The sequence below is a fragment of the Pseudomonas sp. 22189 genome, assembly GCF_052045635.1.
Lineage (GTDB): Bacteria > Pseudomonadota > Gammaproteobacteria > Pseudomonadales > Pseudomonadaceae > Aquipseudomonas > Aquipseudomonas parakoreensis.
Genome location: NZ_JBQEPG010000023.1, coordinates 52,788 through 76,885, shown reverse-complemented (window position 1 = coordinate 76,885; position 24,098 = coordinate 52,788). Strand labels below are relative to the sequence as shown.

Sequence of the window (24,098 nt, the reverse complement as noted above, 5' to 3'; positions counted from 1 at the left end):
AAGCTACCATATAGACCGATCTTCACTAGCGGCTTTTGCAAGATCCAGTTCCCAAACCTCTATCGCCAATTTATAAATATCCTCAAAAAAACCTCGAGGATTTTCAAGGGAATCCCACTCTTCACGAGGCCAACTTGCGGCTTCGCAAGGATCGATCTCGAACAAATGCTGAAAGTCACATGTTGGATCCGCGAGTTTTACTTCCAGATTCTCAAGTAAGACCAGTTTGTGCCGATGAGAGAGGTACGGCAGATCCAGACAATACTTTCGGATCAAAGCCTCCCGATCACCAGGATCATCGGGATTGTAAACTTCGAGTTCTACCCCTCGTGTTTCTTCCCGATCATAAACATCGAACATACCAATAAACCACATTAACCGCGGATCAAAAGGCTCATTCAAAAACGGATCTTTCAACATTACTTACCCTCAGCAGGAAAACCCGTAAACGGCTTCTGTATATTTACCTGATCGAATTTCACTTCGAACCAATTCATATCCTCATTGAGGCTCGGATTTTTCTGATCCATTCTATTTGGCCTATACCCACGCCCCGCCCCAGGCAACTCCAACCTAACTATTGGATTACCTTTTTGATCTTTCCCTGTGTGCATAATTAAACCATCTTTATCCTTTGTCATCGCTTTATTCAACGCGCCCAAATGCATCCGCCAGTTATGAAACTGAGAGCTAAGATTTCCTCTTGCACGTACTGGGACAATACCAGTATGAGGATCAGCACCATTAATTCCACGTTGCTTAAGGGCTCGATCAGGAATTTCGGAGCTGTGTTTTTTTACGGTGTGCATACCATAAAGATCTTCATACTCATGTACCCGACGCTTCGCATTCTCCTCAGCCACCTCATCAAGCCTCGCCCGCCGCTCCTGCGCTGTCATCTTCGGCAGTGGAGGCGCACCTTCTTCGACAACTGCACGACCCGCCTCGTAGCGCATCGGACGGCGCGGTGTCGGCGGTGGACAATTGGAGTTCAACCCCAACGGATCCACCCACCCCGTCGGATTCGGCACGTACTGGTACTGATTCAACCCACCCGCCAACTTGATCGGATCCGGTGTCAGATACCGTCCCAACCTCGGGTCGTAATACCGATGCCGGTTGTAATGCAGCCCGCTCTCCGCATCGAAATACTGCCCCTGAAAGCGCAGCGGCTGGTCGAGGTAGTCCTCGCCCGCCAGGGTGATCGCCGCGACCTTGCCGTAGGCGTCGTACTGCGCCGACCAGACGATTTCGCCGCTGTAATCGGTGAGTTCCTGCGGGGTGCCGAGGTGGTCGAGCTGGTAGTAGAACGGGCAGGCGCGTTTCGGGCCTTTGCCGTCGAGCAGCGCCAGCGGGCGGAAGGTGCCGGGTTCGTAGACGTAGCTGCGGTGGTGGGTTTTGCTGCTTTCGGCGACGAGGTGGTCGCCTTGCCAGAAGAACTCGGTGGCATGGCCGTCGACAGTCTTGCGGATGCGTCGGCCGAAGGCGTCGTATTGGTAGGTCGCGGTTTGGCCGTCGGGGCGGGTCAGGCCGATCAGGCGGTGCTGGCAGTCGTAGCGGTATTCGGTGATCAGCAGTTGATCGCGGCCACGACGCTCGCGGATCAGGTTGCCGAAGGCGTCGTAGTCGTAGTGCCGGTCGCCCTGCATCAGCAGGCGGTTGCCCTTGATCCGGGTGGGGCCGGGACGGTCCTGCATCAGCAGGTTGCCGGCCGGGTCGTGGGCGAAGGCTTCGGGCAGTTCGTCGCGCGAGTGGCGGACGCGAATCAGCCGGTCGAGGGCATCGTAGCCATAGGTGCGCTGACCGTGACGGCTGTCGGCAATGTGTTCCAGATTGCCGTTGGCGCTGTAGGCATAATCGCGGCGATACAGCGAAGCGTGCTGATGGCCTACAGCGTGGGCCAGCAAACGGCCTTGATCGTCGTAGGCATATTCGCTGAGCAACAGGCCTTGTTGGCGTTGTTGTTCGCGACCCGATTGATAGACGTGGCTGGTCAGCCGCGTGCCATTAAGGTTAATGGCGGTCAGCGCGCCGCCCTTGGCGTAGTGATAGTCGAGCGTGCTGTTGTCCGGCAGACGCTGGCGCTTGAGCTGGCCGCAGGCGTCATAGGCATAACGCAAGGTGCCCCAGCCCTGATGCTCGGTGATCAGCCGGTCCTGCAGGTCGTATTCAAAGGCCAGTGGATGTTGCTGGCCATCATCGACCCCGGTTAATCGGCCCAGGCGGTCGTAGGTGTAAGCCACCTCAACCCCGTCCGGCAGGGTTTTCAGCAGCAGACGCCCGGCCGCATCACGCGCGTAGGCAGTGACCAGCGTCGAGCCGTCATCGCCGAACTCGGTTTTTTCCAGCAGGTGCCCGTTACGGTCGTAGGCGTACGCGGTGCGCCGGCCGTCGAAGCCGGTTTCCTGTCGGATCAATCCGGTTGGCGTGTAGTCCAGTCGGTACTTTTCGCCGGACTCGTTCTCGATTTCCGTCAGCAGCAGTTGCGCATGGTCGTAGCGATACTGCACCCGCGTGCCGTCGGGATTGATCCTGCGCGAGACCAGGTGCAGGTCGTCGTCATACTCGTAGCGGGTGATGCGCCCGAGTTCGTCACGCTCGGCCGTGACCTGGCCGTACGCGCCGTAGCTGTAGGCGCGAGTGGCGCCTGTAGGCAACGTCGTCTGAACCAGTCGGCCAACGGCGTCCCACTGCTGGCGAGTGATCGCACCGTGTTCGTCGCATGAGGTCGTCCGCCGCCCCAGCGCATCGTAGGAAAAGCGCCGTACACCACCGTCGGGCAGGGTTTCCTCGGTCAGTTGGCCAAGGTCGTTCCAGACAAAAATGTGCCGGCTGGTGTCCGGATAACGGACCGACAGTAACTGCCCGCGCGTGTCGTAGTAGTAATAGGTGACCTGGCCGTCCGGATCGACCGCCTCGGTGACATCGCCCTCGGCGTTGCGCCGAAACGTCCACACCGCCTCGCCGCGTGAACGGCTGTGCAGGAAACCGTTGCGGTACTCATAGGACGTTGGCTCATCGTCCGGCGGAAGCAGCGCGATCAGCCGTCCGACGTCGTCGTAGCGGTATTCGGTGACCGCACCCAGCGGATCCTGCTCGGCGATCACCCGGCCCGCAGCGTCATAAGCCTTGAGGTGCTCACCGCCATCGGCCTCGACCTTGCGCACCAGCCGCGCGCTGTCATCGTGGACGTAGGTTTCTTCGCTGCCATCAACGTAATGCACCGTGACGCGGCCGCTGTCGTCCCAGACATACCGCGTATTCATCTGCGCGAAGGAGGCCCAATGGCGCACGCAACGCGCAGCTTTGCCGGAACGCTCCCACTCCCAGAAAAAGCTCGCGCCGCCGCTCAGTTGCCGCTGCAGGATGACGTGCTGATCGTCGTAGTCGTAACGCTCGCTGTCACCGACGGCGTTGGTCGCGGCCAACAATCGCTGACGGGCGTCGTAGCCATAACTGACCAGCGTTTGCTCGGTACGCCAGCCACCCGCCGCAAACACCTGGTAATCAACTGCCACCAGATGCGCCCGGTCGTAGCGCAACAGCAGCGAGCGACCCGCGCCATTGTCCAGGCGGAGAATTCGCTGCTGATGATCGCGAGAAACGGTCAGACGATTGCCATACGCATCACTGACCGCCGTCAGCCGCCCGGCACGAAAGTGATAAAACCGCGCCGCCTCCCCCGCCAGCGCGAGGATCAGTTCTTCCGGCTCATCGCCGAGAAAAATCGCCGCCCGCGACAGGCTGTTGTGAATCTGCGGCCGTTCAACACTGGGCAATGGGAACCGCGTGCGGCGGTTCTCGTGATCGACCCAGACCACCGCCTCGCCATCGAACTCCAGCCGATGCGCCAGCGAATGACTCCAGCCAAACCCCAGCCCGACATCGATCTCCACCGCGCTGGTGCGGTACAACCGGGTGAACTCGAACGGCAGCAAGCCATCGAGCGTGCCATCGGTCAGGGTCAGCAGTTCTTCGCCGGTGACCATCGACACCGGACAGCCGTTGGTGCAGGTCAGCGGCGCGCAATCGGCGCTGTCGCCGTTGGGGTTTTTCGCTTGTTCCGGAGAGTCGTCGTGATGCTCGTTTTTCTGCAGGGCGGCATTGCGCTTCGCATCCCAGCGCAACTGCATGCGGCCCTTTTTAACTCCGGCGGCAATGCCCCGCGCGGCGACGGTTTTGTACTGGTCGACGTAATGGATGAACGTGTTGACGATGCCGAACATCGCCTTTACCAAGCGTTTCACAACCGTGAGCAGCTGGGCGGCGCGATCCGCCAGGCGTAGCGTCAGATAGGCGATCCCTGCGCCAGCCCCGACGAATGTCAACACAACGCCGATCAGCACATCGAGCAGCACCTGCACGATCATCATCGACGCCATTTCAGCGGATTTACCGGCGATCTGGCTGGGCGGCAGCATCTCCAACCAGAGACTCGCACTGCGCAGCAGCAAACACAGCGCCGCCTCGTCGCTGACCAGCAACTGCAGCTTTTGCATGACATCCGGAGCTGATTCTGCGAGGCGGATCAGATCGGCCGCACCGCTTCCAAGGCGTTCAGCAAACGCCCCTGGATCCTGCAGAATCTCCGACAGCATGCCAATGCTGTCCCACACGCCCTCGATCGCCGCCCAACTCCCGGCGAGCATGCCGTTGCCCGCCGCGGTCGCCACCGATTGTGACCACTGCGGCTTGAACCCCTGCCACTCGCTGCGCAGCCAGCCCTCCAGATTGCCGGTCAAGCCGTCGTAGGACTTGAACAGCGCCTCGATCTGCTCCGAGGTAACGTCGCTGTGCACCTGCACGCGATAGAACTTGCCGGGCGTCCCGGTGAATGTTCCCCGGCCTTGCGCATCAAGTCCGACGGGGAAGATTTGGCCATCATCCACCGCCACCACATCGACCACGATGTCGCCCAGCGGAATGTCGTACACCGACTCGAATTTGCTCTCGATCGTCAGCACCCCGCTTTTCGGGCACTGCACGACGCCGGAGGCAAACTCACTGTCTCCTGTGCTGACAGCGGTGATGCGATCACCGAAACGGATGATCCGCTCCATGCCCATCAGCGACGGCAAATCCGCCGCATGGCTGACCTGATCGGCCGCTCTGCTGAACCAATGTTCAAGCTGCTGGCGATAGAGGCTGAGGGTGTCGGGAAAGCTGTCGAGTTCCTGCTCGATACGGCTGACGGCTTCCATCAGCGCACGCAACGATGCGGGGTGGAATGAAAAACCGGGTCAAACATGAGCGTTCCCTCGCGCAAAAATTAGGCGCGGGGACTTTGCGGGGGATCAATCAGGAAAGAAGTCAGGCGAGTAGGCTTTTGCTGTAGGACTATTCTGCAAAGGACTGATTACTACAAAACGTATGGCGATAAACGCAAACGTGGCGTGAGGTTTCCCTCACGCCACGTTTATCCAACGATACAAAATGATTTACTGGGTTTAATCCCGAGCGCTCAACTCTTTGAGTTTGAGCTCGGCCAACGGGTGGCCGGCCTTGGCGGCCAGCGTCCACCAGCGCGCCGCTTCTGCCGGATCCGGCGCTTTGCTCGGAGTACCGGCCAGGCTGATCACGCCGACCTGATAAGCTGCTTTGCCATCGCCGGCGAGCGCCGCCAGACGCAACAGTCGCACACCCTCTTCGCGGGCGCCCAGGCCAACACCGCGAAACGTCAGAATGTGCCCATAAAAGCTTTGCGCGCCGACATCGCCCAGATTGGCCATGCGCGCAAACTGCCCTTCGAGCCAGCGCCAGCCTCTGGGTTGGCGGACGAACCACGACCAGTGAAACAGCCTGCGGGCCAACCAGTAACTGGCCGACGCCTTGAGTCGAAAGAACACTCAGGCCTCCGCCGATTCCGGGTACTCGTATTCGAAAACCCTGACCACTTCCGACGCATGCCAAGAGGCAGCCGCAACGCCATCGGATGGCCCGGAGAAACGTCCCAGACGTTCAACGCATTCAAAAAAACCGGTTCGTGGCAAACGGCTGGCCCCTTGGCTGATCACCAGCGAACTGCGCAATGGCTGCTCGGCCTTGGCGTCGAGTGCGGCCAGATGCTCAAGTGCCGCGGTCAGCGTCTGCATCGCCGGCGTCGGCAGTTGCAAACGTTCGAGCAAGGCTCGATAGGTCAACAGATGGCGCTGCCTGCGCGCCTGATCCAGCTCCCCCAGCAATCCGTCCCAATGTTGACGACTGATGCGTACGCTCACGATTCATCCCTCCAACCCGGCACCGTCAGTTCCCAGGCCAGGCTGCGGCGAATCGCGGCGTCAGGTTGACGCTCGCCGCTTTCGATCATGGCCAGATAAGACGGGCTGATGCCTACCGTGCGGGCCAGCGCCTCGATGGCGATGCCCTTCCCTTCGCGCAGACTGCGTAGTTGATCCAGACCTGGAAGAATCGGGTCTGGCGCTGCGGCGGCCGGCGCTGGCGCCTGCTGCTGCGGTATGTCGTTGATGCCTGCTGCTTTCAATAGAGCCTGATACTGGCCCCATGGCAGAACCGCATATTCGGGTTCGCCATCGCGTGCAATTATCTGAATATCCATGACTACCCCGTAGGACAACAACACTTAGCGAGTCGGCACTTTTCCCTAGAAGTGTAATCCTAACAGCGGCCAAGGTCGCGGGGGGTATCAATCTGCCTGCAGGCGAGGTGAATCAGGTTTTTTTCGGACCCTGCAGTTGAAGTTGCTCGGGGGTATCGGGCAAACGCTCGACCACTGCGAGTTTTTCCGGCTGTTGTCGATTGCGCCAGAGCCGGAAGGCAGCGAGTTCGTCGTCGAGGGTTTTCATCAGCCAGGCGAGAACAGCAATGTCATCGAGCATGCCGAATACGGGGATGAAATCCGGGATCGCGTCCACCGGGCTGAGGAAATACATCAACCCTGCCACCACCGAAACGATGGCTTTCGGACTGATCGCCCGGTACTCGCCGCGCCAGTAAGCCAGACACAATGCCTGGAGCAAGCGCAGATCATCCTTGAGCTTGCCCAGGCGATTACCTTGCGCAGCGCCCTTGCTCGCCACGGCGAACAGCAGAGTCGGCAGGCGGCCACGGGCCAGCAGGCGTCCCGCCAGAGGCAGAAACCGGGCGAAATTCCACGGCGCTTTCATCTATTTCTCCCGTTGAAATGTTATCCACACAAATTGTGGATAACCTTGTGAACAGAGCTGCATTTCAGCGCTGAGAGCCCCGTTTCATAAGGGCTTCGCTCAGATCGGGCGTTTTTTACTCACATAAAAAAACCCAATATTTCATTGACTTGGCGGCTCAGGACGTCTACCCACGGCGGCCTCAATCTCTAGGACTGCTGTCAGCGGCATCCGTTCGCTCTGTTTACCTGCGCCATCCTTCAGATGCAACAACGCCCCGCATAAGCGAGGCGTTGTTGGCGAAGCCGTTACCGATGCCTGTTACTTGGCAGCGGCGTCTTCTTTGGCTGGATCCTTGATGGCCAGCAGTTCCAGGTCGAAGACCAGAACCGAGTTGGCCGGGATTGCCGGGCTTGGCGATTGCGCGCCGTAAGCCAGATCGCTAGGGATGTACAGTTTGTACTTCTCGCCAACGTGCATCAGTTGCAGACCTTCAACCCAACCCGGGATCACGCCGCTGACCGGCAGATCGATCGGGCTGCCACGTTCAACGGAGCTGTCGAACACGGTGCCGTTGGTCAGCTTGCCGGTGTAGTGAACAGTCACTACGTCGGTCGGCTTGGGCTGTGGGCCGTCGGCTTTCTTGACCACTTCGTACTGCAGACCGGAAGCGGTGGTGGTAACGCCAGGCTTTTTGCCGTTTTCTTCGAGGAATTTCTTGCCGGCGGCTGCCGACTCTTCGCTCATCTTGGCCATACGCTCTTCGGCACGCTTTTGCAGCGCGGCGAAAGCTTCGACCAGTTCTTCGTCTTTCAGCTTCTGTTCTTTCTTGCCGACGGCATCTTCGATGCCCTGGGCTACCGCTTTGGAGTCCAGATCATCCATGCCTTCCTGAGCAAGGCTCTTGCCCATGTTCAGGCCGATACCGTAGGAAGCTTTTTGCGCCGGGGTTTTCAGCTCTACGCTGGTCTGCGAATCACAACCCGCGAGGACCAGGCTAACCAGGGCTACCGCCGCCGCCAACCGATGCTGTTTCATGCTATTTCCTTGTTCATGCGCCGAAAGGGCAATCGAGTAAAGCCGCGAGCTTATCAGGCCGCCACGACCAATGGCTACCGGCATGAGAGCAGGAAACGTCCGATAAGTTCAGGGATTAAAACGCATTCGAGCAAAGCGACGATGAAGCTTCTGTCATCTTGGCCTGACAAGGACTGACGAGGCTTCCTACGACAGTTGGCGTAATGGCCACTTGCCGCACCTGCAGCAGCTGAGGCATAACAGCGCAACAACTCGACAAGGATGTTTATCTTGCGCCTCTTATTCCGTGTGCTGACTCTGATCGTGGTACTGCTGGGCCTGGTCCTGGCCGTGATTCTGTACTACATCGCCAACCCGAAACTGCCCTTCTATACCCCGGCCCAGCAGGTGCATTACCTGCAGCAGTGGAGCGAGGAGGAGCGCCAGACTTACTATTTCACCCCGCAAGGAACGCAGGTCAAAGGCCTGCGCTATGAATGGTTCCAGGCGCTGGAACTGCCCTTCTCGCAGCAGCGTTTCGCGTCCCCGGAATACCTCGCACGCTTCGGTTTTCTGGTTGATCCGCAGCAGAAAGCCACGCCGAACAACCCCGGCAATCTGCCGGTTGGCTTTGCCCGCCATCAGAACCCCGGCGGTACCGAGCAATACCTCGATATCACCTGCGCCGCCTGCCACACCGGCGAACTGCGCTTCAACGGCCAGGCCATGCGGATCGACGGCGGATCGGCGCAGCATGTCTTGCCTTCCAGCGTTCCTACATTGCGCGGTGGCAGTTTCGGACAAGCCTTGGTCGCGAGTCTGGCCTCGACTTACTACAACCCATGGAAATTCGAACGCTTCGCCAGAAATGTTCTGGGCGATGGCTACGAGCTGCGCCGCGAGCAACTGCGCAAAGACTTCAAGCAATCGCTGAACACCTTCCTGAAAGTCGCCTGGAACGATACCCATCGCGGCCTCTACCCGACCGAGGAAGGCCCTGGACGCACCGATGCGTTCGGCCGCATTGCCAACGCCACCTTCGGCGACGCGATTTCCCCCGCCAACTACCGCGTGGCCAACGCCCCGGTCGACTACCCGCAACTGTGGGACATGTGGACCTTCGACTGGGTGCAGTGGAACGGCTCGGCCCAGCAACCGATGGCGCGCAACATCGGTGAGGCATTGGGCGTCGGCGCCACGCTGAATTTCTTCGACAGCAACGGCCAGCCGCTGCAAGGCGATGCGCGTTATGCCTCAAGTGTGCGCGTGCGCGATCTGCACACAATCGAGGAAACCCTGCAACGCCTGCAACCGCCAGCCTGGCCGGAAGATGTCCTGGGCGCCATCGACAAACCGCTGGCCGCCAAGGGCCGCACGCTGTTTGCCGAGAACTGCGCCGGTTGCCACGTGCCGCGCAAGACTCAGGAAGGCGAGCGCTGGGTGCAGCACTTGCACATGTTGCCGGTGGAGGTGATCGGCACCGACCCGAATGCCGCGACCAACATTGCCACTCACCGTTTCGACCTGACGCCGCTGCAATGGGACCCGAAAGAACTTGAGCAAATGGATGTGAAGTTGCATCCGACGCCCACCGAACCACTGGACCTGAGCCAGCTGTCGGTGGCCAAGGGCCTGGCCTACGTCACCGCATTCGTCGAGAACCGCGCCTATCGCGAGGCCGGCATCACCGCTGAGGAAAAGCCACAACTCGACGGCTTCGGCCTGCCGATCGGTGTGCGTGAAAAGGTTGCCTACAAGGCCAGACCACTGGCCGGTGTCTGGGCCACCGCGCCGTTTCTGCACAACGGTTCGGTGCCAAGCCTATATCAGTTGCTGTCGCCGCAGGATGAGCGCGCGACGACTTTCTATAAGGGTTCGTTCGAGTATGACCCGCGACATCTGGGTTATCGCACCGAAGCCTTCACCAACGGCTTTTTGTTCGATACGCGTATCACCGGCAACCACAACAGCGGCCACGAATTCCGCGCCGGCGAGCGTGGCAATGGGGTTATCGGCCGCCTGCTGCAACCCGAAGAACGCTGGGCCTTGCTGGAGTACCTGAAAGTCCTGGGCGGGCCGTTGGAGGCGCAACTGCCATGATGATCAACTCGTACAAAAAACCCTCCCTTCTCGCCCGCATCTGGCTGTGGCTGGGACGACTGCTGGGCAAAACCCTGCTGGCCCTGCTGATTGTCGGCCTGCTGGGCTGGGCGATCGCGAGCGCGTGGTTCATCTGGCAACATAGAGGTCCGGTGTCGGCGCAGGAACAGATTCCCGCCGGTGAAGCGGCCATGACCCAGGACGTCATCCAGACCGCCGTGCGCATCGTCGACCATCACCGCGAAGGCACACGCTACTTGCGCGATGCGCATGCCAAGGCACACGGTTGCGTAAAAGCCGAGGTCACGGTGTTGCCAGAACTGACGCCAGCGCTGCGCCAGGGTGTTTTCGGCGAACCGGGCAAAACCTGGCAGGCGCTGATTCGCTTGTCCAATGGCAACGCCTACCCGCAATTCGACAGCATCCGCGACGCCCGGGGGATGGCAATCAAGCTGCTCGATGTCCCCGGCAAGCAGCTGCTCGACGACCGTCAGGTGCGCCGTGAACAAGACTTTGTGATGTTCAGCCACCCGAACTTCTTCGTCAGCGATGTCGCCGAGTACCGTCAGAATGTGGCAGCTCAGGCTGACGGAAAAAAAATCATGGCGTTTTTCCCCGGTTGGGATCCGCGCACCTGGCAGATTCGCCACCTGCTCATCGCCCTGGCGACCCTGTCACCGCCGCCGGACAGCCCGACCGCGACCACCTACTTTTCGGTATCGCCTTACAAATTTGGCGAGGCCAATGCCAAGTTTCGCGTTGCGCCGGATCCGGACAACTGCCCGACCTACACCCTGCCCGCGCAAAATCACAACCTGCCGAATTTCCTGCGCAGCGCCTTGAATCAGCAATTGTCGACGGATCGGGTACCGGCGTGTTTCGTGCTGCAGATTCAGCGCCAGGATGCGAATAAGTACATGCCGATCGAGGACACCAGCATCGAGTGGCGCGAGCAGTATTCAGCGTTCGAAACAGTGGCACGGATCACCCTGCCGGCGCAGGACTTCGACACGCCAGCGCTGAATCTGGCATGCGACAACCTGTCGTTCAATCCGTGGTTTGGTATCGAGGCGCATCGGCCGATTGGCGGGATCAATCGCTTGCGTAAAGCGGTGTATGAGGCGGTGAGCGATTATCGGCACAGTCGCAATGCCGAATAGTGAGAATTCCTCTGTAGGAGCTGTCGAGTGAAACGAGGCTGCGATCTTTTGATCTCTAAAAGCAAGATCAAAAGATCGCAGCGTGCCGCAGCTCCTACAGATGAGATCGAGTGATTTCACAAATCGCAGACAGCAAAAAGCCCGCACTCGGCGGGCTTTCTGTGGTGACCTGGCGTTCAGTGGGTCCAGGTGACCGAATATGGCGCAGCGGACGGGACTCGAACCCGCGACCCCCGGCGTGACAGGCCGGTATTCTAACCGACTGAACTACCGCTGCGCGAAACGCTTGAAACGAATGGTGGGTGATGACGGGATCGAACCGCCGACATTCTGCTTGTAAGGCAGACGCTCTCCCAGCTGAGCTAATCACCCTTCGCTTCGTTACGGGGCGCATTATGCCACAAGTTTTCGTAAAGTGTTGATTTAATTGAAGTTTTTTTTCAAAAAAATCCGAAAACTGGTGAAACGACACAAACCCGATGGAACAAGGTACAAACGTGAGACAGAAAAAAACCCGCTTCAGCGGGTTTTTCCATGGTGACCTGGCGTTCAGTGGTCCAGGTTACCGAATATGGCGCAGCGGACGGGACTCGAACCCGCGACCCCCGGCGTGACAGGCCGGTATTCTAACCGACTGAACTACCGCTGCGCTAAACACTTGAAACGAATGGTGGGTGATGACGGGATCGAACCGCCGACATTCTGCTTGTAAGGCAGACGCTCTCCCAGCTGAGCTAATCACCCTTCGCTTCGGTGTGGCGCGCATTCTACGGAGCGACCCAACCTCTGGCAAGCACTTTTTTAATTAATTTTCTCAGGCCTTCCAAAGGCTTAGAGAAGGGTTGGCCTATGCCACGGCGAAGACAATAATGCCCCCCTTTGTATAAAGGAGAGACTCACCCCATGTGGTTCAAAAACCTGCTGATCTATCGCCTGACCCAAGACCTGCCTGTCGATGCCGAGGCGCTGGAAACTGCACTGGCCACCAAACTGGCGCGTCCATGTGCAAGCCAGGAGTTGACCACCTACGGTTTCGTCGCGCCATTCGGCAAAGGCGAAGATGCGCCACTGGTGCACGTCAGCGGCGACTTCCTGCTGATCGCTGCGCGTAAGGAAGAACGTATTCTGCCGGGCAGCGTCGTGCGCGACGCGGTCAAGGAAAAGGTCGAAGAGATCGAAGCCGAGCAGATGCGCAAGGTCTACAAGAAGGAACGCGATCAGATCAAGGATGAAATCATCCAGGCGTTCCTGCCGCGTGCCTTTATCCGTCGTTCGTCGACCTTCGCTGCCATCGCGCCGAAACAGGGCCTGATCCTGGTCAACTCGGCCAGCCCGAAACGCGCCGAAGACCTGCTCTCCACAATGCGTGAAGTGCTCGGCACCCTGCCCGTGCGTCCGCTGACCGTGAAAACCGCGCCGACCGCCGTGATGACCGAGTGGGTCACCACCCAGCAAGCGGCCCCGGACTTCTTCGTTCTGGACGAGTGCGAGCTGCGCGACACCCACGAAGACGGCGGCATCGTGCGTTGCAAGCGTCAGGACCTGACCAGCGAAGAAATTCAGCTGCACTTGAGCACCGGCAAAGTGGTCACCCAATTGTCGCTGGCCTGGCAGGACAAGCTGTCGTTCATGCTTGACGACAAAATGACCGTCAAACGCCTGAAGTTCGAAGACCTGCTGCAGGATCAGGCGGAACAGGACGGTGGCGACGAGGCTCTGGGCCAACTGGACGCCAGCTTCACCCTGATGATGCTGACCTTCGGCGACTTCCTGCCGGCACTGGTGGAAGCGTTGGGTGGGGAAGAGACTCCGCAGGGGATCTAAACCTCTCTCCGGCGCCCTCCTTTATTGAGGGCGCCTGAAAAAGCAAAGATCGCAGCCTTCGGCAGCTCCTACATTTGGAATGTGTTTTCCTGTATGAGCTGCCGAAGGCTGCGATCTTTTTGCTGGCACCGTATGCTTAGCTTCCTAACGCTTTCATATAATAAGGAACACGCCATGCGCGCACTGGCTGCACTCAGCCGCTTTGTCGGCAACACTTTCGCTTACTGGGTTCTGATTTTCGCCGTGATCGCGTTCCTGCAACCGGCGTGGTTTCTCGGTCTCAAGGGTGCGATCGTGCCGCTGCTGGGGCTGGTGATGTTCGGCATGGGTCTGACCCTCAAACTTGACGACTTTGCTGCCGTCGCCCGCCATCCGTGGCGTGTGGCGTTGGGCGTGGTCGCACATTTTGTGATCATGCCCGGTGTGGCGTGGTTGCTCTGCCAGATCTTCCATCTGCCACCGGAAATCGCGGTCGGGGTGATTCTGGTCGGCTGCTGCCCAAGCGGCACCTCCTCCAACGTCATGACCTGGCTGGCCCGCGGCGATCTGGCGCTGTCGGTGGCGATTGCTGCCGTCACCACCCTCCTCGCCCCGCTGCTGACCCCGGCGCTGATCTGGCTGCTGGCTTCGGCGTGGTTACCGGTTTCGTTCATGGAATTGTTCTGGTCAATCCTGCAAGTGGTGTTGCTGCCGATCGTGCTCGGCGTGGTCGCGCAACGCGTGCTCGGCGACAAGGTGCGCCACGCGGTGGACGTGTTGCCACTGGTGTCGGTGGTCAGCATCGTGATTATCGTCACCGCCGTGGTGGCCGCCAGTCAGGCGAAGATCGCCGAATCCGGCCTGCTGATCATGGCCGTGGTGATGCTGCACAACAGCTTCGGCTACCTGCTGGGTTACTTCACCGGACGTCTGTTCAAGTTGCCACTGGCGCAGCGCAAGTCGCTGGCGCTGGAGGTCGGCATGCAGAACTCGGGGTTGGGCGCGGCGCTGGCGAGTGCGCACTTCTCGCCGCTGGCGGCGGTGCCGAGCGCGTTGTTCAGCGTCTGGCACAACATTTCCGGGGCGTTGCTCTCGACCTGGTTCCGGCGCATGAGCGAGAAGCAAGACCGTGAGGCGCTGGCGCAGCAGCCGGCCGACTGACCGGGAAACTTGATCCCCGGATTAATGCTCGGCAGACTGTTGCGCTACGCGGGGACGACCCTGCGGCTCGATCGAGTTATCAATCTGGGGACGGCCCCATCAATCGATGGAGGTCTCTCATGTCCTGGATCATTCTGTTTTTCGCCGGCCTGTTCGAAGTCGGCTGGGCCGTCGGCCTGAAATACACCGACGGCTTCACCCGCCCGCTCCCCACCGTCCTGACCGTGGCGGCCATGGCCATCAGCCTTGGCCTGCTGGGTCTCGCAATGAAGGAATTGCCGCTGGGTACGGCTTATGCGATCTGGACCGGAGTCGGCGCTGTGGGCACGGTGATTGCCGGGATCATTCTGTTTGGTGAATCGATGGCATTGATTCGGCTGGCCAGTGTGGCGTTGATCATTACCGGGTTGATTGGCCTTAAAGTAAGCGCTTAAGCCAATGGCCCCATCGCTGGCAAGCCAGCTCCCACAGAGATCTCCGGTGAACACAAATCTTGTGTAAATCCATAAAACCTGTGGGAGCTGGCTTGCCAGCGATGGGGCCAATTCAGGCAACAACTACTTGACGGCCCCGCGCAACGCCCCCACCAACCCCTGCAGTTTCGCCGGCTCCGCAGATTCCACCGCCACCGCCGAACCCGCCACCAACGTCACCCGCGACCACAACCGCTTGAACAGTCCCTTGTTCGGATCGCGGCTGAAGAAACTCCCCCACAACCCCTGCAACGCCAGCGGAATCACCGGCACCGGCGTTTCTTCGAGAATCCGCGTCAGCCCGCCCTTGAACTCATTGATCTCGCCGTCAGTGGTCAACTTGCCTTCCGGGAAGATGCACACCAGCTCACCGTCCTTCAGATACTGGGCAATCCGGGTGAAGGCTTTTTCGTAGATCTGGATGTCTTCGTTGCGTCCGGCAATCGGAATCGTCCCCGCCGTGCGGAAGATAAAGTTCAGCACCGGCAGGTTGTAGATTTTGTAATACATGACAAAGCGAATCGGCCGACGCACCGCGCCGCCAATCAGCAGCGCATCGACGAAAGACACGTGGTTGCACACCAACAGCGCCGCGCCCTCGTCCGGGATCGCCTCAAGGTTGCGGTGCTCGACGCGGTACATGGAATGGCTGAGCAGCCAGATCATGAAACGCATGCTGAACTCGGGGACGATCTTGAAGATGTAGGCGTTGACGCCGATGTTCAACAGCGACACCACCAGGAACAGCTGCGGAATCGACAGTTTGACCACACTCAGCAACACGATCGAAACGATCGCCGACACCACCATGAACAGAGCGTTGAGAATGTTGTTGGCGGCAATCACCCGCGCCCGCTCGTTCTCGGCGGTGCGCGACTGGATCAACGCGTACAGCGGCACAATATAGAAGCCGCCAAAAATACCGAGGCCGAGAATGTCGACCAGCACCGCCCAGGTATGCGCAAAGCCCAGCACTTCGGTCCAGCTGTGGCCGTTGACGCTTTCCGGGATTCCACCGGAATGCCACCACAGCAGCAGGCCAAACACGGTCAGGCCGAACGAACCGAACGGCACCAGACCGATCTCGACCTTGCGCCCGGAGAGCTTCTCGCACAGCATCGAACCCAGCGCAATGCCTACCGAAAACACCGTGAGAATCAGCGTCACCACGGTTTCGTCGCCGTGCATCCACTCCTTGGCGTAGGCCGGGATCTGCGTCAGGTAAATCGCCCCGACAAACCAGAACCACGAGTTGCCGACAATCGAACGCGACACCGCAGGCGTCTGGCCCAGACCGAGTTTGAGGGTGGCCCAGGACTGGCTGAAGATGTTCCAGTTCAGGCGCATTTCCGGCGACGCCGCGGCAGCGCGTGGAATGCCGCGACTGGCGAGATAACCCAGCACGGCAATGCCGACAATCGCCGTCGACACCAGTGGCGCGTAATGGGTCGAGGACATGATGATGCCGGCGCCGATGGTCCCGGCGAGAATCGCCAGAAACGTGCCCATCTCCACCAGCCCGTTGCCGCCAACCAGTTCATCCTCACGCAACGCCTGCGGCAGGATCGAATACTTCACCGGCCCGAACAGCGCCGAATGCGTGCCCATGGCAAACAGCGCCACCAGCATCAGCGACAGGTGATCGAACAGGAAACCGATCGATCCTACGGCCATGATCGCGATTTCCGCGAGCTTGATCAGACGGATCAGCGCGTCCTTGGCGAATTTTTCCCCGAACTGCCCGGCCAGCGCCGAGAACAGGAAGAACGGCAGGATAAACAGCAGCGCACACAGGTTGACCCAGATCGAACGGTCACCCTCGATGGTCAGCCGATACAGAATGGCGAGAATCAGCGACTGCTTGAACACGTTGTCATTGAACGCGCCCAGCGACTGTGTGATGAAAAACGGCAGAAAGCGCCGGGTGCGAAGCAGGTTGAACTGTGAGGGGTGACTCATCTTCCGTGTTTCCCTGAGGTCGGTAGAGAATGGCCTGGATCTGCTTATTGGAATCTCGATCCGCGATCCAGGCCACACCTTACCTAAACTTTTCAGGTTATTTCTTCAACCCTGCAATACAAGGTGAGACAAACAGCTCACCGCGCCACGCGCCTTGCACGGTGCGTTTACCGACGATCAGCCACATCACCGCCAGCAGACTCACCAGCACGCAGCCGACCACGCTGAAAAAACCCAGGTTCAGCGTGCTGGCGAGCTTGAGGGTCGCCAGCGAATACACGCCCAGCGGGAAGGTAAAACCCCACCAGCCGAGGTTGAACGGGATGCCGTCACGCAGGTAACGCGCGGTGATCAGCAGCGCCATCAACATCCACCACAAGCCGAAGCCCCACAGGGTGATACCGGCGACCAGCCCTACGCCTGCAGCGATTTCACCGATACCCGGCAGCCCGTTAGCGGCGAAGATCGCTGGTGCATCAGCGCCCAGCAGCAACATGCCCAACGCACCAGTGCCGATCGGGCCGAGGGCCAGCCAGCTCGAGGCGGCCATGTTTTCGTGAGGCAGTTTATGCAGCGCCATGCGCAGCAACAGGATGGTCAGAATGCTGAACGCCACCGGCAGGGAAAATGCCCAGAGCACGTAACTGGTGGTCAGCACCACCAGTTGTGCATGGGCATCAGCCAGATGCGGCGCGAGCAAGCCACCGCTGGCCGCCGCCACCTCCGCCGCCACCACCGGTAGCAGCCAGACGGCGGTCATCTGGTCGATGCTGTGTTCCTGACGGGTAAACATCATGTACGGAATCAACACACCGCAGGCCAGCGACATCGCCACATCGAGCCACCACAGCACTTCGGCAAGATGAATTACCCCATCGCCCCAGCGGGGCAGGCCGAACAGCAGAAAGCCGTTGATGATGGTCGCCAGGCCCATGGGAATCGTGCCGAAGAACATCGATACGGTGGAGTGGCCGAAGATCCGCCGCGCTTCATCGAAGAATAAAATCCAGCGCGCGGCATAAGCGAAGGTAAACAAGGTGAACAACAGAATGTTGAACAGCCACAACCCTTCGGCCACCGCGTGCAACCCGGGGATCGCCACCGGCAGTTGCGCCAGCGCCAGGGCCAGCACGCCGGTGCCCATGGTCGCGGCGAACCAGTTCGGGGTGAATTGACGGATCACTTCACGCGGATGCTGAAGCTGGCTGAACGGCTTGATACCGGGTTTGGCAGTGTTGGGGCAAATCATCATGAACTCCTGTCCTCAGATGAGGTTGAGTCCATGGTAGAACCGAATCGAATATCTATATAACGGGTAATTTCTCTATCTGTTATCTACTTTGCAGATAAGCAGTCAAGCACTGCCTTCGCTTTCGATTACCAGAATCCGCGCCACCCCCTGCGGGTGCGCAACGTGCTCAGTGCCGACCGAGGCGTAGAAAATGTCGCCGACCTCCAGCAGCACCTGCTTTTCCTTGCCCTGTTCGCGATAGTGCATCTGCACCCGCCCATCGAGCACCACGAAAACTTCCTCACCGTCGTTGATGTGCCATTTGTACGGCTGATCGGTCCAGTGCAGGCGCGTGGTGATGCCGTTCATGTTGGCGATGTCCAGCGCGCCCCAGGCACGCTCGGCGGTGAACGACTTGCTGCGGATAATTTTCATGTGTCGATCCGTGAAAAGAAGGGCCGGCCAAAGGTAGCTGAAAGCGCCGCGCTTATGGAGCGCTGCACACCTTGGCCGCTTGCGGGCGCAGGCTGAGCAACAGCGCGGCGACGGCCAGGACGATCAATCCGGCGCCGTAGCCGTCGGTGGTCGCCAGCAACCCATAGGCTCGGGTCAAATGCCCGGCCAACAAGGCCGGCAGGCAGAACGCCAGATAACTCAGCGCGTAGTACGCCGACATCAAACCGGCCCGCTCATGCGGCAGGGCTAGCGGCACCAGACTGCGCACCGCGCCGAGGAAACCCGAGCCAAAGCCGCAACCGGCAACCAGTGTGCCGAGGAAAAACAGCGCCAGACTGGCACTGTGCACGCCAAGCAAAATCAGCAGCACGCCGACAGGCAGCAGACTGGCGCCGATTTGCAGGGCTTTGCCGGCGGGACGATTGCGCAAAGTGAAAATCATCAGCGCCCCGGTCACGGTCAACGCCGAGACGGTCGCGCCGCCGATCAGGTTCGACGTCGAGCCGGTGGCGGTGCGCACCAGCGACGGCGCCAGCGAGGCAAAAAAGCCGCCGAGGGCCCAGGTCGCCGTGTTCAGCGGCAGCACACGCCACAAGGTCGAACGCGCCTGAATCGGCACATGCAGGGTCGGCCGCAACGAAGCCCAGGCCCCGGCCTGCGGGGTGACGCTTTCCGGCAGACGCCAGACATACACCGCCTGCAACACAAACAACGCCAGCAACAACCAGTAAGTCAGTTGCAACGGCGCCGGGGCGAATTCGGCCAGCAGGCCACAGCCCATGCTGCCCAGCGCCATGCCGAGCAACGGTGCGACGCTGTTGATCAACGGCCCTTGCTGGCGATCGGTGTCAAGCAGTGTCGCGCTCAAAACAGCGGTGGCCATGCCGGTGGCAAAACCCTGCAGCACGCGGGCGCTGATCAACCAGGCAACACTGTCGGCGCTGATAAACAGCAGCATCGCCAGCGCATTGAGCAGCACGGCAGTGAAAATCACCGGTTTGCGCCCCAAGTGATCGGACAGCGAACCGACCGTCAGCAGCGCCGCCAGCAGACTCAGGGCGTACACGCCGAAAATCAGGGTCAGCACCGCTGCCGAAAAATGCAATTGATCCTGATACAGATGGTACAACGGCGTTGGCGCTGTGGAAGCAGCGAGAAAACTGAGTAAGGTGATCGCCAGAAAAATCAGGCTGGCACGGTTGGAAGCAAGGCTGGTCATGGGCACACTCCGCAAAAGCTAATTTTTTGCTTTTGCGGAGTGTGCTCCCGGCTTTGGCTTAAAGCAAATTCTTTGTGTTAAGGTCTGGCGCATGGCTATTAAAGAAAGTTTACGCCCCGGTGGCCGCAGTGCCCGGGTGCAAGAGTCGATTCATTCGGCAGTCCGCGCACTTCTGCAAGAACAGGAGCGCAGCACCGTGACCGTCCCGCAAATCGCGGCGCGCGCCGGGGTCACGCCGTCGACGATCTATCGGCGCTGGGGTGATCTGGCAGCATTGCTCGCCGACGTTGCCCTCGCCCGCATGCGCCCGGACAGTGAACCGGCGGTGACCGGTGACCTGCGCGGTGATATCCGCGCCTGGGCCGAGCAGTATCTGGACGAGATGAGTTCGGAGCCTGGGCGCAACATGATGCGCGACGTGCAGGCCAGCGCCACGCCGGGGTATTGCGTGACGATCATTGGCGCGCAGTTGCAGACCATCATCGAGCGTCACCCTGACGAGCCGGCGCCGAGCGTTGATCATCTGATCAATCTGGTGGTGGCCCCGGTGGTGTTCCGGATTCTGTTTTCGGCGGCGGCGCTGGAGGTGGATGAGCTGCATCGGTTGATCGATATCGCACTGCGACAGGACTGACGCTTTCGCGAGCAGGCTCGCTCCCACAGGGGATTGCATTCCAAATGTGGGAGCGAGCTTGCTCGCGAAGAGGCCCGACCGGTCACCCGAGAAACCACCCGGTTTCAAACCTGCGACACCCCGCCACGCCACGACCTTGGTCGACACTGACTAACCGCCTCACTCATGCGAGACTGTCCGCCCGGGCAGGATTGCCGGGGAGTCTTTTGTCGGGAGTGTTGCATGTCGCTGTCCACCGGGCTGATCGCCGCCGTCGCCCTGGCCTATATGGCCATCATGTTCGCCATCGCCTTCTACGGCGACCGTCGCAGCACGCCGTTGCCGCCGCGGATGCGTGCCTGGGTGTACAGCCTGTCGCTGGCGGTTTATTGCACCAGTTGGACGTTCTTCGGCGCCGTCGGCCAAGCCGCCGAACAGCTGTGGTCATTCCTGCCGATCTACCTCGGGCCGATCCTCTTGTTGCTGGGCGCGCCGTGGGTCCTGCAGAAAATGGTGATGATCAGCAAACAGGAGAACATCACCTCGATTGCCGACTTCATCGCCGCGCGCTACGGCAAATCGCAATCGCTGGCAGTGGTGGTGGCGCTGATCTGTCTGGTTGGCGTCCTGCCCTATATCGCTCTGCAACTCAAAGGCATTGTGCTCGGCGTGAACCTGCTGATCGGCGCCGGGGCCGACGCCATGGGCACCCGCGCCCAAGACACCGCGCTGATCGTGTCGCTGGTGCTGGCGTTGTTCACCATTGTCTTCGGTACGCGCAACCTCGACGCCACCGAGCACCACCGCGGCATGGTGCTGGCGATTGCCTTTGAATCACTGGTCAAGTTGTTCGCCTTTCTTGCTGTCGGCGCCTTCGTCACCTTTGGCCTGTATGACGGTTTCGACGACCTGTTCAATCAGGCCATGCTCGCGCCACGACTGGAGCAATACTGGAAAGAAACCATCAACTGGCCGTCGATGGTGGTGCAAACGGGTGTGGCGATGATGGCGATCATCTGCCTGCCACGACAGTTTCATGTCACGGTGGTGGAGAACATCGACCCGCAAGACCTGCGCCTGGCCAAATGGGTGTTCCCGGCTTATCTGGCGCTGGCCGCGCTGTTCGTGGTGCCGATCGCCCTCGCCGGGCAGATGATGCTGCCGAGCCACGTACTCCCGGACTCGTTCGTGATCAGCCTGCCACTGGCCCAGGCCCATCCGGCCCTGGCGTTGCTGGCGTTCATCGGTGGTGCGTCAGCGGCCACCGGCATGGTGATTGTGGCCAGTGTGGCGCTGTCGACCATGGTTTCCAACGACATGCTCTTGCCGTGGTTGCTGCGCCGTAACAACGCCGAGCGCCCGTTCGAAGTGTTCCGCCAGTGGATGCTCTCGGTGCGCCGCGTGAGCATCGTGCTGATTCTGTTGCTGGCCTACGTCAGTTACCGATTGCTCGGCTCCACCGCAAGCCTCGCAACCATCGGCCAGATCGCCTTCGCCGCCGTCACCCAACTGGCCCCGGCGATGCTCGGCGCGCTGTACTGGAAACAGGCCAACCGCCGTGGGGTGTTCGCCGGTCTGGCCGCCGGTACGTTCCTCTGGTTTTACACGCTGATCCTGCCGATTGCCGCCCACAGCCTCGGCTGGTCGCTGAGCACGTTCCCAGGCCTTTCGTGGCTGCACAGTAACCCGCTGAACCTGCCGATCACCCCGCTGACCCAAGGCGTGGTGCTGTCACTGGCGGGCAACTTCACGCTGTTTGCATGGGTCTCGGTGTTGTCGCGCACGCGGGTCTCGGAACACTGGCAGGCCGGGCGCTTCATCGGCCAGGAAATCAGTGCTCGGCCGAGTGCGCGCTCGATGCTTGCGGTGCAGATTGATGATTTGCTGCAACTGGCGGCACGCTTTGTCGGTGAAGAGCGTGCGCGGCAGAGCTTCATTCGTTTCGCTTACCGCCAGGGCAAGGGCTTCAACCCGAACCAGAATGCTGACGGCGAATGGATCGCCCACACCGAACGTCTGCTGGCCGGTGTGCTCGGCGCTTCGTCGACGCGCGCGGTAGTAAAAGCCGCGATTGAAGGTCGGGAAATGCAGCTGGAAGACGTCGTCCGAATCGCTGACGAAGCCTCGGAAGTCCTGCAGTTCAACCGCGCCTTGCTGCAAGGCGCGATCGAAAACATTACCCAGGGCATCAGCGTGGTCGACCAGTCGCTGAAACTGGTGGCCTGGAACCGGCGCTATCTGGAGCTATTCAACTACCCGGACGGCTTGATCAGCGTCGGCCGGCCGATTGCCGACATCATTCGCTACAACGCCGAACGCGGCTTGTGCGGCCCCGGCGAGGCGGAGGTCCACGTTGCCCGGCGCCTGCACTGGATGCGTCAGGGCCGTGCGCACACCTCCGAACGCTTGTTCCCCAACGGCCGGGTGATCGAGCTGATCGGCAACCCGATGCCCGGCGGCGGCTTCGTCATGAGTTTCACCGACATCACCGCGTTCCGCGAAGCCGAGCAGGCGCTGACCGAGGCCAACGAAGGTTTGGAGCAACGGGTCAGCGAGCGCACCCAAGAGCTGTCGCAGCTCAACGTTGCACTGACCGAAGCCAAGGGCCATGCCGAGGCCGCGAATCAGTCAAAAACACGTTTTCTCGCCGCCGTCAGCCATGACCTGATGCAGCCGCTGAACGCCGCGCGCCTGTTCTCTGCCGCCCTGTCCCATCAGGACGACGGTTTGAGCAGCGAGGCACAGAAACTGGTGCAACACCTCGACAGTTCGCTGCGTTCGGCAGAAGACTTGATCAGCGACCTGCTGGATATTTCCCGCCTGGAAAACGGCAAGATCAACCCCGATCGCAAGCCGTTCGCGGTCAACGAGCTGTTCGACACCCTCGGCGCCGAATTCAAGGCGCTGGCGCAGGAACAAGGGCTGACGTTCCGGGTGCGCGGCAGTCATTTGCGTATCGACAGCGACATCAAGCTGCTGCGACGGATCTTGCAGAACTTCCTGACCAACGCGTTCCGCTACGCCAAGGGCCCGGTGCTGCTGGGCGTACGCCGTCGCGGCAGTGAACTGTGTCTGGAAGTGTGGGATCGCGGACCGGGGATTCCGGAAGACAAGCAACAGGTGATTTTCGAGGAATTCAAACGCCTCGACAGCCATCAGACCCGCGCCGAAAAAGGCCTCGGCCTGGGCCTGGCGATTGCCGACGGTTTATGTCGCGTGCTCGGCCATACCCTGCGTGTACGTTCGTGGCCGGGGCGCGGCAGCGTGTTCAGTGTCAGCGTGCCGCTGGCCCGGACGCAAGCGCTGCCGCAGACAGCCGCGGTGGAGTTGAACGGCAAATTGCTTAGCGGCGCGCAAGTGCTGTGCATCGACAACGAAGACAGCATTCTGATTGGCATGAACAGTCTGCTCACCCGCTGGGGCTGCCAAGTGTGGACAGCGCGTAATCGCGAGGAATGCGCGGCGCTGCTCAACGATGGCGTACGACCGCAACTGGCACTGGTCGACTATCACCTCGACCACGGCGATACCGGGACCGAGCTGATGGCGTGGCTGCGCACCACGTTAGGCGAGCCGGTGCCGGGGGTGGTGATCAGCGCCGATGGCCGCCCGGAGACGGTGGCGCAGGTGCATGCGGCAGGGCTGGATTATCTGGCCAAACCAGTGAAACCTGCGGCGTTGCGGGCGTTGTTGAGTCGGTATGTGCCGCTGTAAAGCAAAAGATCGCAGCCTGCGGCAGCTCCTACATGGGATTTGCATTCANTTCATCCTGTAGGAGCTGCCGCAGGCTGCGATCTTTTGCT

At 60.3% G+C, this 24,098-nt stretch carries 18 protein-coding genes and 4 tRNA genes; 7 read left to right on the top strand and 15 right to left on the bottom strand.

What is annotated here, in order from left to right; genetic code table 11:
• Positions 1-3: 3 nt before the first annotated feature.
• The 7 genes from ACTJKS_RS21970 to ACTJKS_RS21940 all read right to left on the bottom strand — a co-directional run bounded on the left by ACTJKS_RS21970 (position 4) and on the right by ACTJKS_RS21940 (position 8,141).
• Positions 4-420, bottom strand: a complete 417-nt coding sequence (locus ACTJKS_RS21970; RefSeq protein WP_262948054.1) for a hypothetical protein — start codon at positions 418-420, stop codon at positions 4-6.
• Positions 420-5,201: an RHS repeat-associated core domain-containing protein gene (locus ACTJKS_RS21965; RefSeq protein WP_411157856.1), complete on the bottom strand. Its 4,782-nt coding sequence runs from the start codon at positions 5,199-5,201 to the stop codon at positions 420-422. Before ACTJKS_RS21965 ends, ACTJKS_RS21970 begins: the two co-directional genes overlap by 1 nt.
• Before the next feature lie 246 nt (positions 5,202-5,447).
• A complete protein-coding gene (locus ACTJKS_RS21960; RefSeq protein ID WP_041071894.1) occupies positions 5,448-5,846 on the bottom strand; it encodes a sel1 repeat family protein in 399 nt (132 codons plus the stop codon).
• Entirely contained in the window at positions 5,847-6,218 is a 372-nt protein-coding gene (locus tag ACTJKS_RS21955) for a hypothetical protein (RefSeq protein WP_003223109.1), read from the bottom strand.
• The gene (locus tag ACTJKS_RS21950; protein WP_041071888.1) at positions 6,215-6,556 is read right to left on the bottom strand and encodes a helix-turn-helix domain-containing protein; all 342 of its coding nucleotides are present in this window, start codon (positions 6,554-6,556) and stop codon (positions 6,215-6,217) included. The genes ACTJKS_RS21955 and ACTJKS_RS21950 overlap by 4 nt, the downstream gene beginning before the upstream one ends.
• A gap of 112 nt (positions 6,557-6,668) precedes the next feature.
• On the bottom strand, positions 6,669-7,124 hold the full coding sequence (locus ACTJKS_RS21945) for a YkvA family protein (RefSeq protein WP_041071886.1): 456 nt from the start codon (positions 7,122-7,124) through the stop codon (positions 6,669-6,671).
• A gap of 300 nt (positions 7,125-7,424) precedes the next feature.
• Positions 7,425-8,141: an FKBP-type peptidyl-prolyl cis-trans isomerase gene (locus ACTJKS_RS21940; RefSeq protein WP_007966725.1), complete on the bottom strand. Its 717-nt coding sequence runs from the start codon at positions 8,139-8,141 to the stop codon at positions 7,425-7,427.
• Between the two features lie 270 nt (positions 8,142-8,411).
• Here ACTJKS_RS21940 and ACTJKS_RS21935 point away from each other — a divergent pair, with 270 nt between their 5' ends.
• Positions 8,412-10,220: a cytochrome c gene (locus ACTJKS_RS21935; protein WP_262948055.1), complete on the top strand. Its 1,809-nt coding sequence runs from the start codon at positions 8,412-8,414 to the stop codon at positions 10,218-10,220.
• A complete protein-coding gene (locus ACTJKS_RS21930; RefSeq protein WP_262948056.1) occupies positions 10,217-11,380 on the top strand; it encodes a catalase family protein in 1,164 nt (387 codons plus the stop codon). The genes ACTJKS_RS21935 and ACTJKS_RS21930 overlap by 4 nt, the downstream gene beginning before the upstream one ends.
• 200 nt (positions 11,381-11,580) lie before the next feature.
• On the opposite strand, the gene ACTJKS_RS21925 is transcribed toward ACTJKS_RS21930, so the two are convergent.
• From ACTJKS_RS21925 to ACTJKS_RS21910, 4 genes are all read right to left on the bottom strand, one after another.
• Positions 11,581-11,657, bottom strand: a tRNA-Asp gene (locus tag ACTJKS_RS21925).
• Between the two features lie 19 nt (positions 11,658-11,676).
• Positions 11,677-11,752, bottom strand: a tRNA-Val gene (locus ACTJKS_RS21920).
• A 200-nt stretch (positions 11,753-11,952) separates the two neighbouring features.
• A tRNA-Asp gene (locus tag ACTJKS_RS21915) sits at positions 11,953-12,029 on the bottom strand.
• Positions 12,030-12,048: 19 nt separating this feature from the next.
• A tRNA-Val gene (locus tag ACTJKS_RS21910) sits at positions 12,049-12,124 on the bottom strand.
• A gap of 159 nt (positions 12,125-12,283) precedes the next feature.
• Here ACTJKS_RS21910 and rdgC point away from each other — a divergent pair.
• The 3 genes from rdgC (at position 12,284) to sugE (ending at position 14,778) form a co-directional block, all read left to right on the top strand.
• Entirely contained in the window at positions 12,284-13,204 is a 921-nt protein-coding gene (rdgC, locus tag ACTJKS_RS21905; protein WP_003223096.1) for a recombination-associated protein RdgC, read from the top strand.
• 174 nt (positions 13,205-13,378) lie between these two features.
• Positions 13,379-14,344: a bile acid:sodium symporter family protein gene (locus ACTJKS_RS21900; protein WP_047292912.1), complete on the top strand. Its 966-nt coding sequence runs from the start codon at positions 13,379-13,381 to the stop codon at positions 14,342-14,344.
• A gap of 119 nt (positions 14,345-14,463) precedes the next feature.
• Positions 14,464-14,778 (top strand): quaternary ammonium compound efflux SMR transporter SugE, encoded by a 315-nt coding sequence (gene sugE / locus ACTJKS_RS21895; protein ID WP_003223093.1) that lies wholly within the window; start codon positions 14,464-14,466, stop codon positions 14,776-14,778.
• Positions 14,779-14,901: 123 nt separating this feature from the next.
• On the opposite strand, the gene ACTJKS_RS21890 is transcribed toward sugE, so the two are convergent.
• From ACTJKS_RS21890 to ACTJKS_RS21875, 4 genes are all read right to left on the bottom strand, one after another.
• The gene (locus ACTJKS_RS21890; RefSeq protein ID WP_262948057.1) at positions 14,902-16,776 is read right to left on the bottom strand and encodes an MFS transporter; all 1,875 of its coding nucleotides are present in this window, start codon (positions 16,774-16,776) and stop codon (positions 14,902-14,904) included.
• A gap of 97 nt (positions 16,777-16,873) precedes the next feature.
• On the bottom strand, positions 16,874-18,025 hold the full coding sequence (locus ACTJKS_RS21885; RefSeq protein ID WP_262948058.1) for a TDT family transporter: 1,152 nt from the start codon (positions 18,023-18,025) through the stop codon (positions 16,874-16,876).
• Positions 18,026-18,130: 105 nt separating this feature from the next.
• Entirely contained in the window at positions 18,131-18,442 is a 312-nt protein-coding gene (locus tag ACTJKS_RS21880; RefSeq protein WP_262948059.1) for a cupin domain-containing protein, read from the bottom strand.
• Between the two features lie 52 nt (positions 18,443-18,494).
• Positions 18,495-19,682, bottom strand: coding sequence for an MFS transporter (locus ACTJKS_RS21875; RefSeq protein WP_262948060.1), 1,188 nt, complete (start codon positions 19,680-19,682; stop codon positions 18,495-18,497).
• Between the two features lie 91 nt (positions 19,683-19,773).
• Here ACTJKS_RS21875 and ACTJKS_RS21870 point away from each other — a divergent pair, with 91 nt between their 5' ends.
• A complete protein-coding gene (locus ACTJKS_RS21870; protein WP_262948061.1) occupies positions 19,774-20,316 on the top strand; it encodes a TetR/AcrR family transcriptional regulator in 543 nt (180 codons plus the stop codon).
• A gap of 222 nt (positions 20,317-20,538) precedes the next feature.
• Positions 20,539-24,009, top strand: coding sequence for a hybrid sensor histidine kinase/response regulator (locus tag ACTJKS_RS21865; protein WP_198759055.1), 3,471 nt, complete (start codon positions 20,539-20,541; stop codon positions 24,007-24,009).
• The last annotated feature ends 89 nt before the right edge of the window (positions 24,010-24,098 follow it).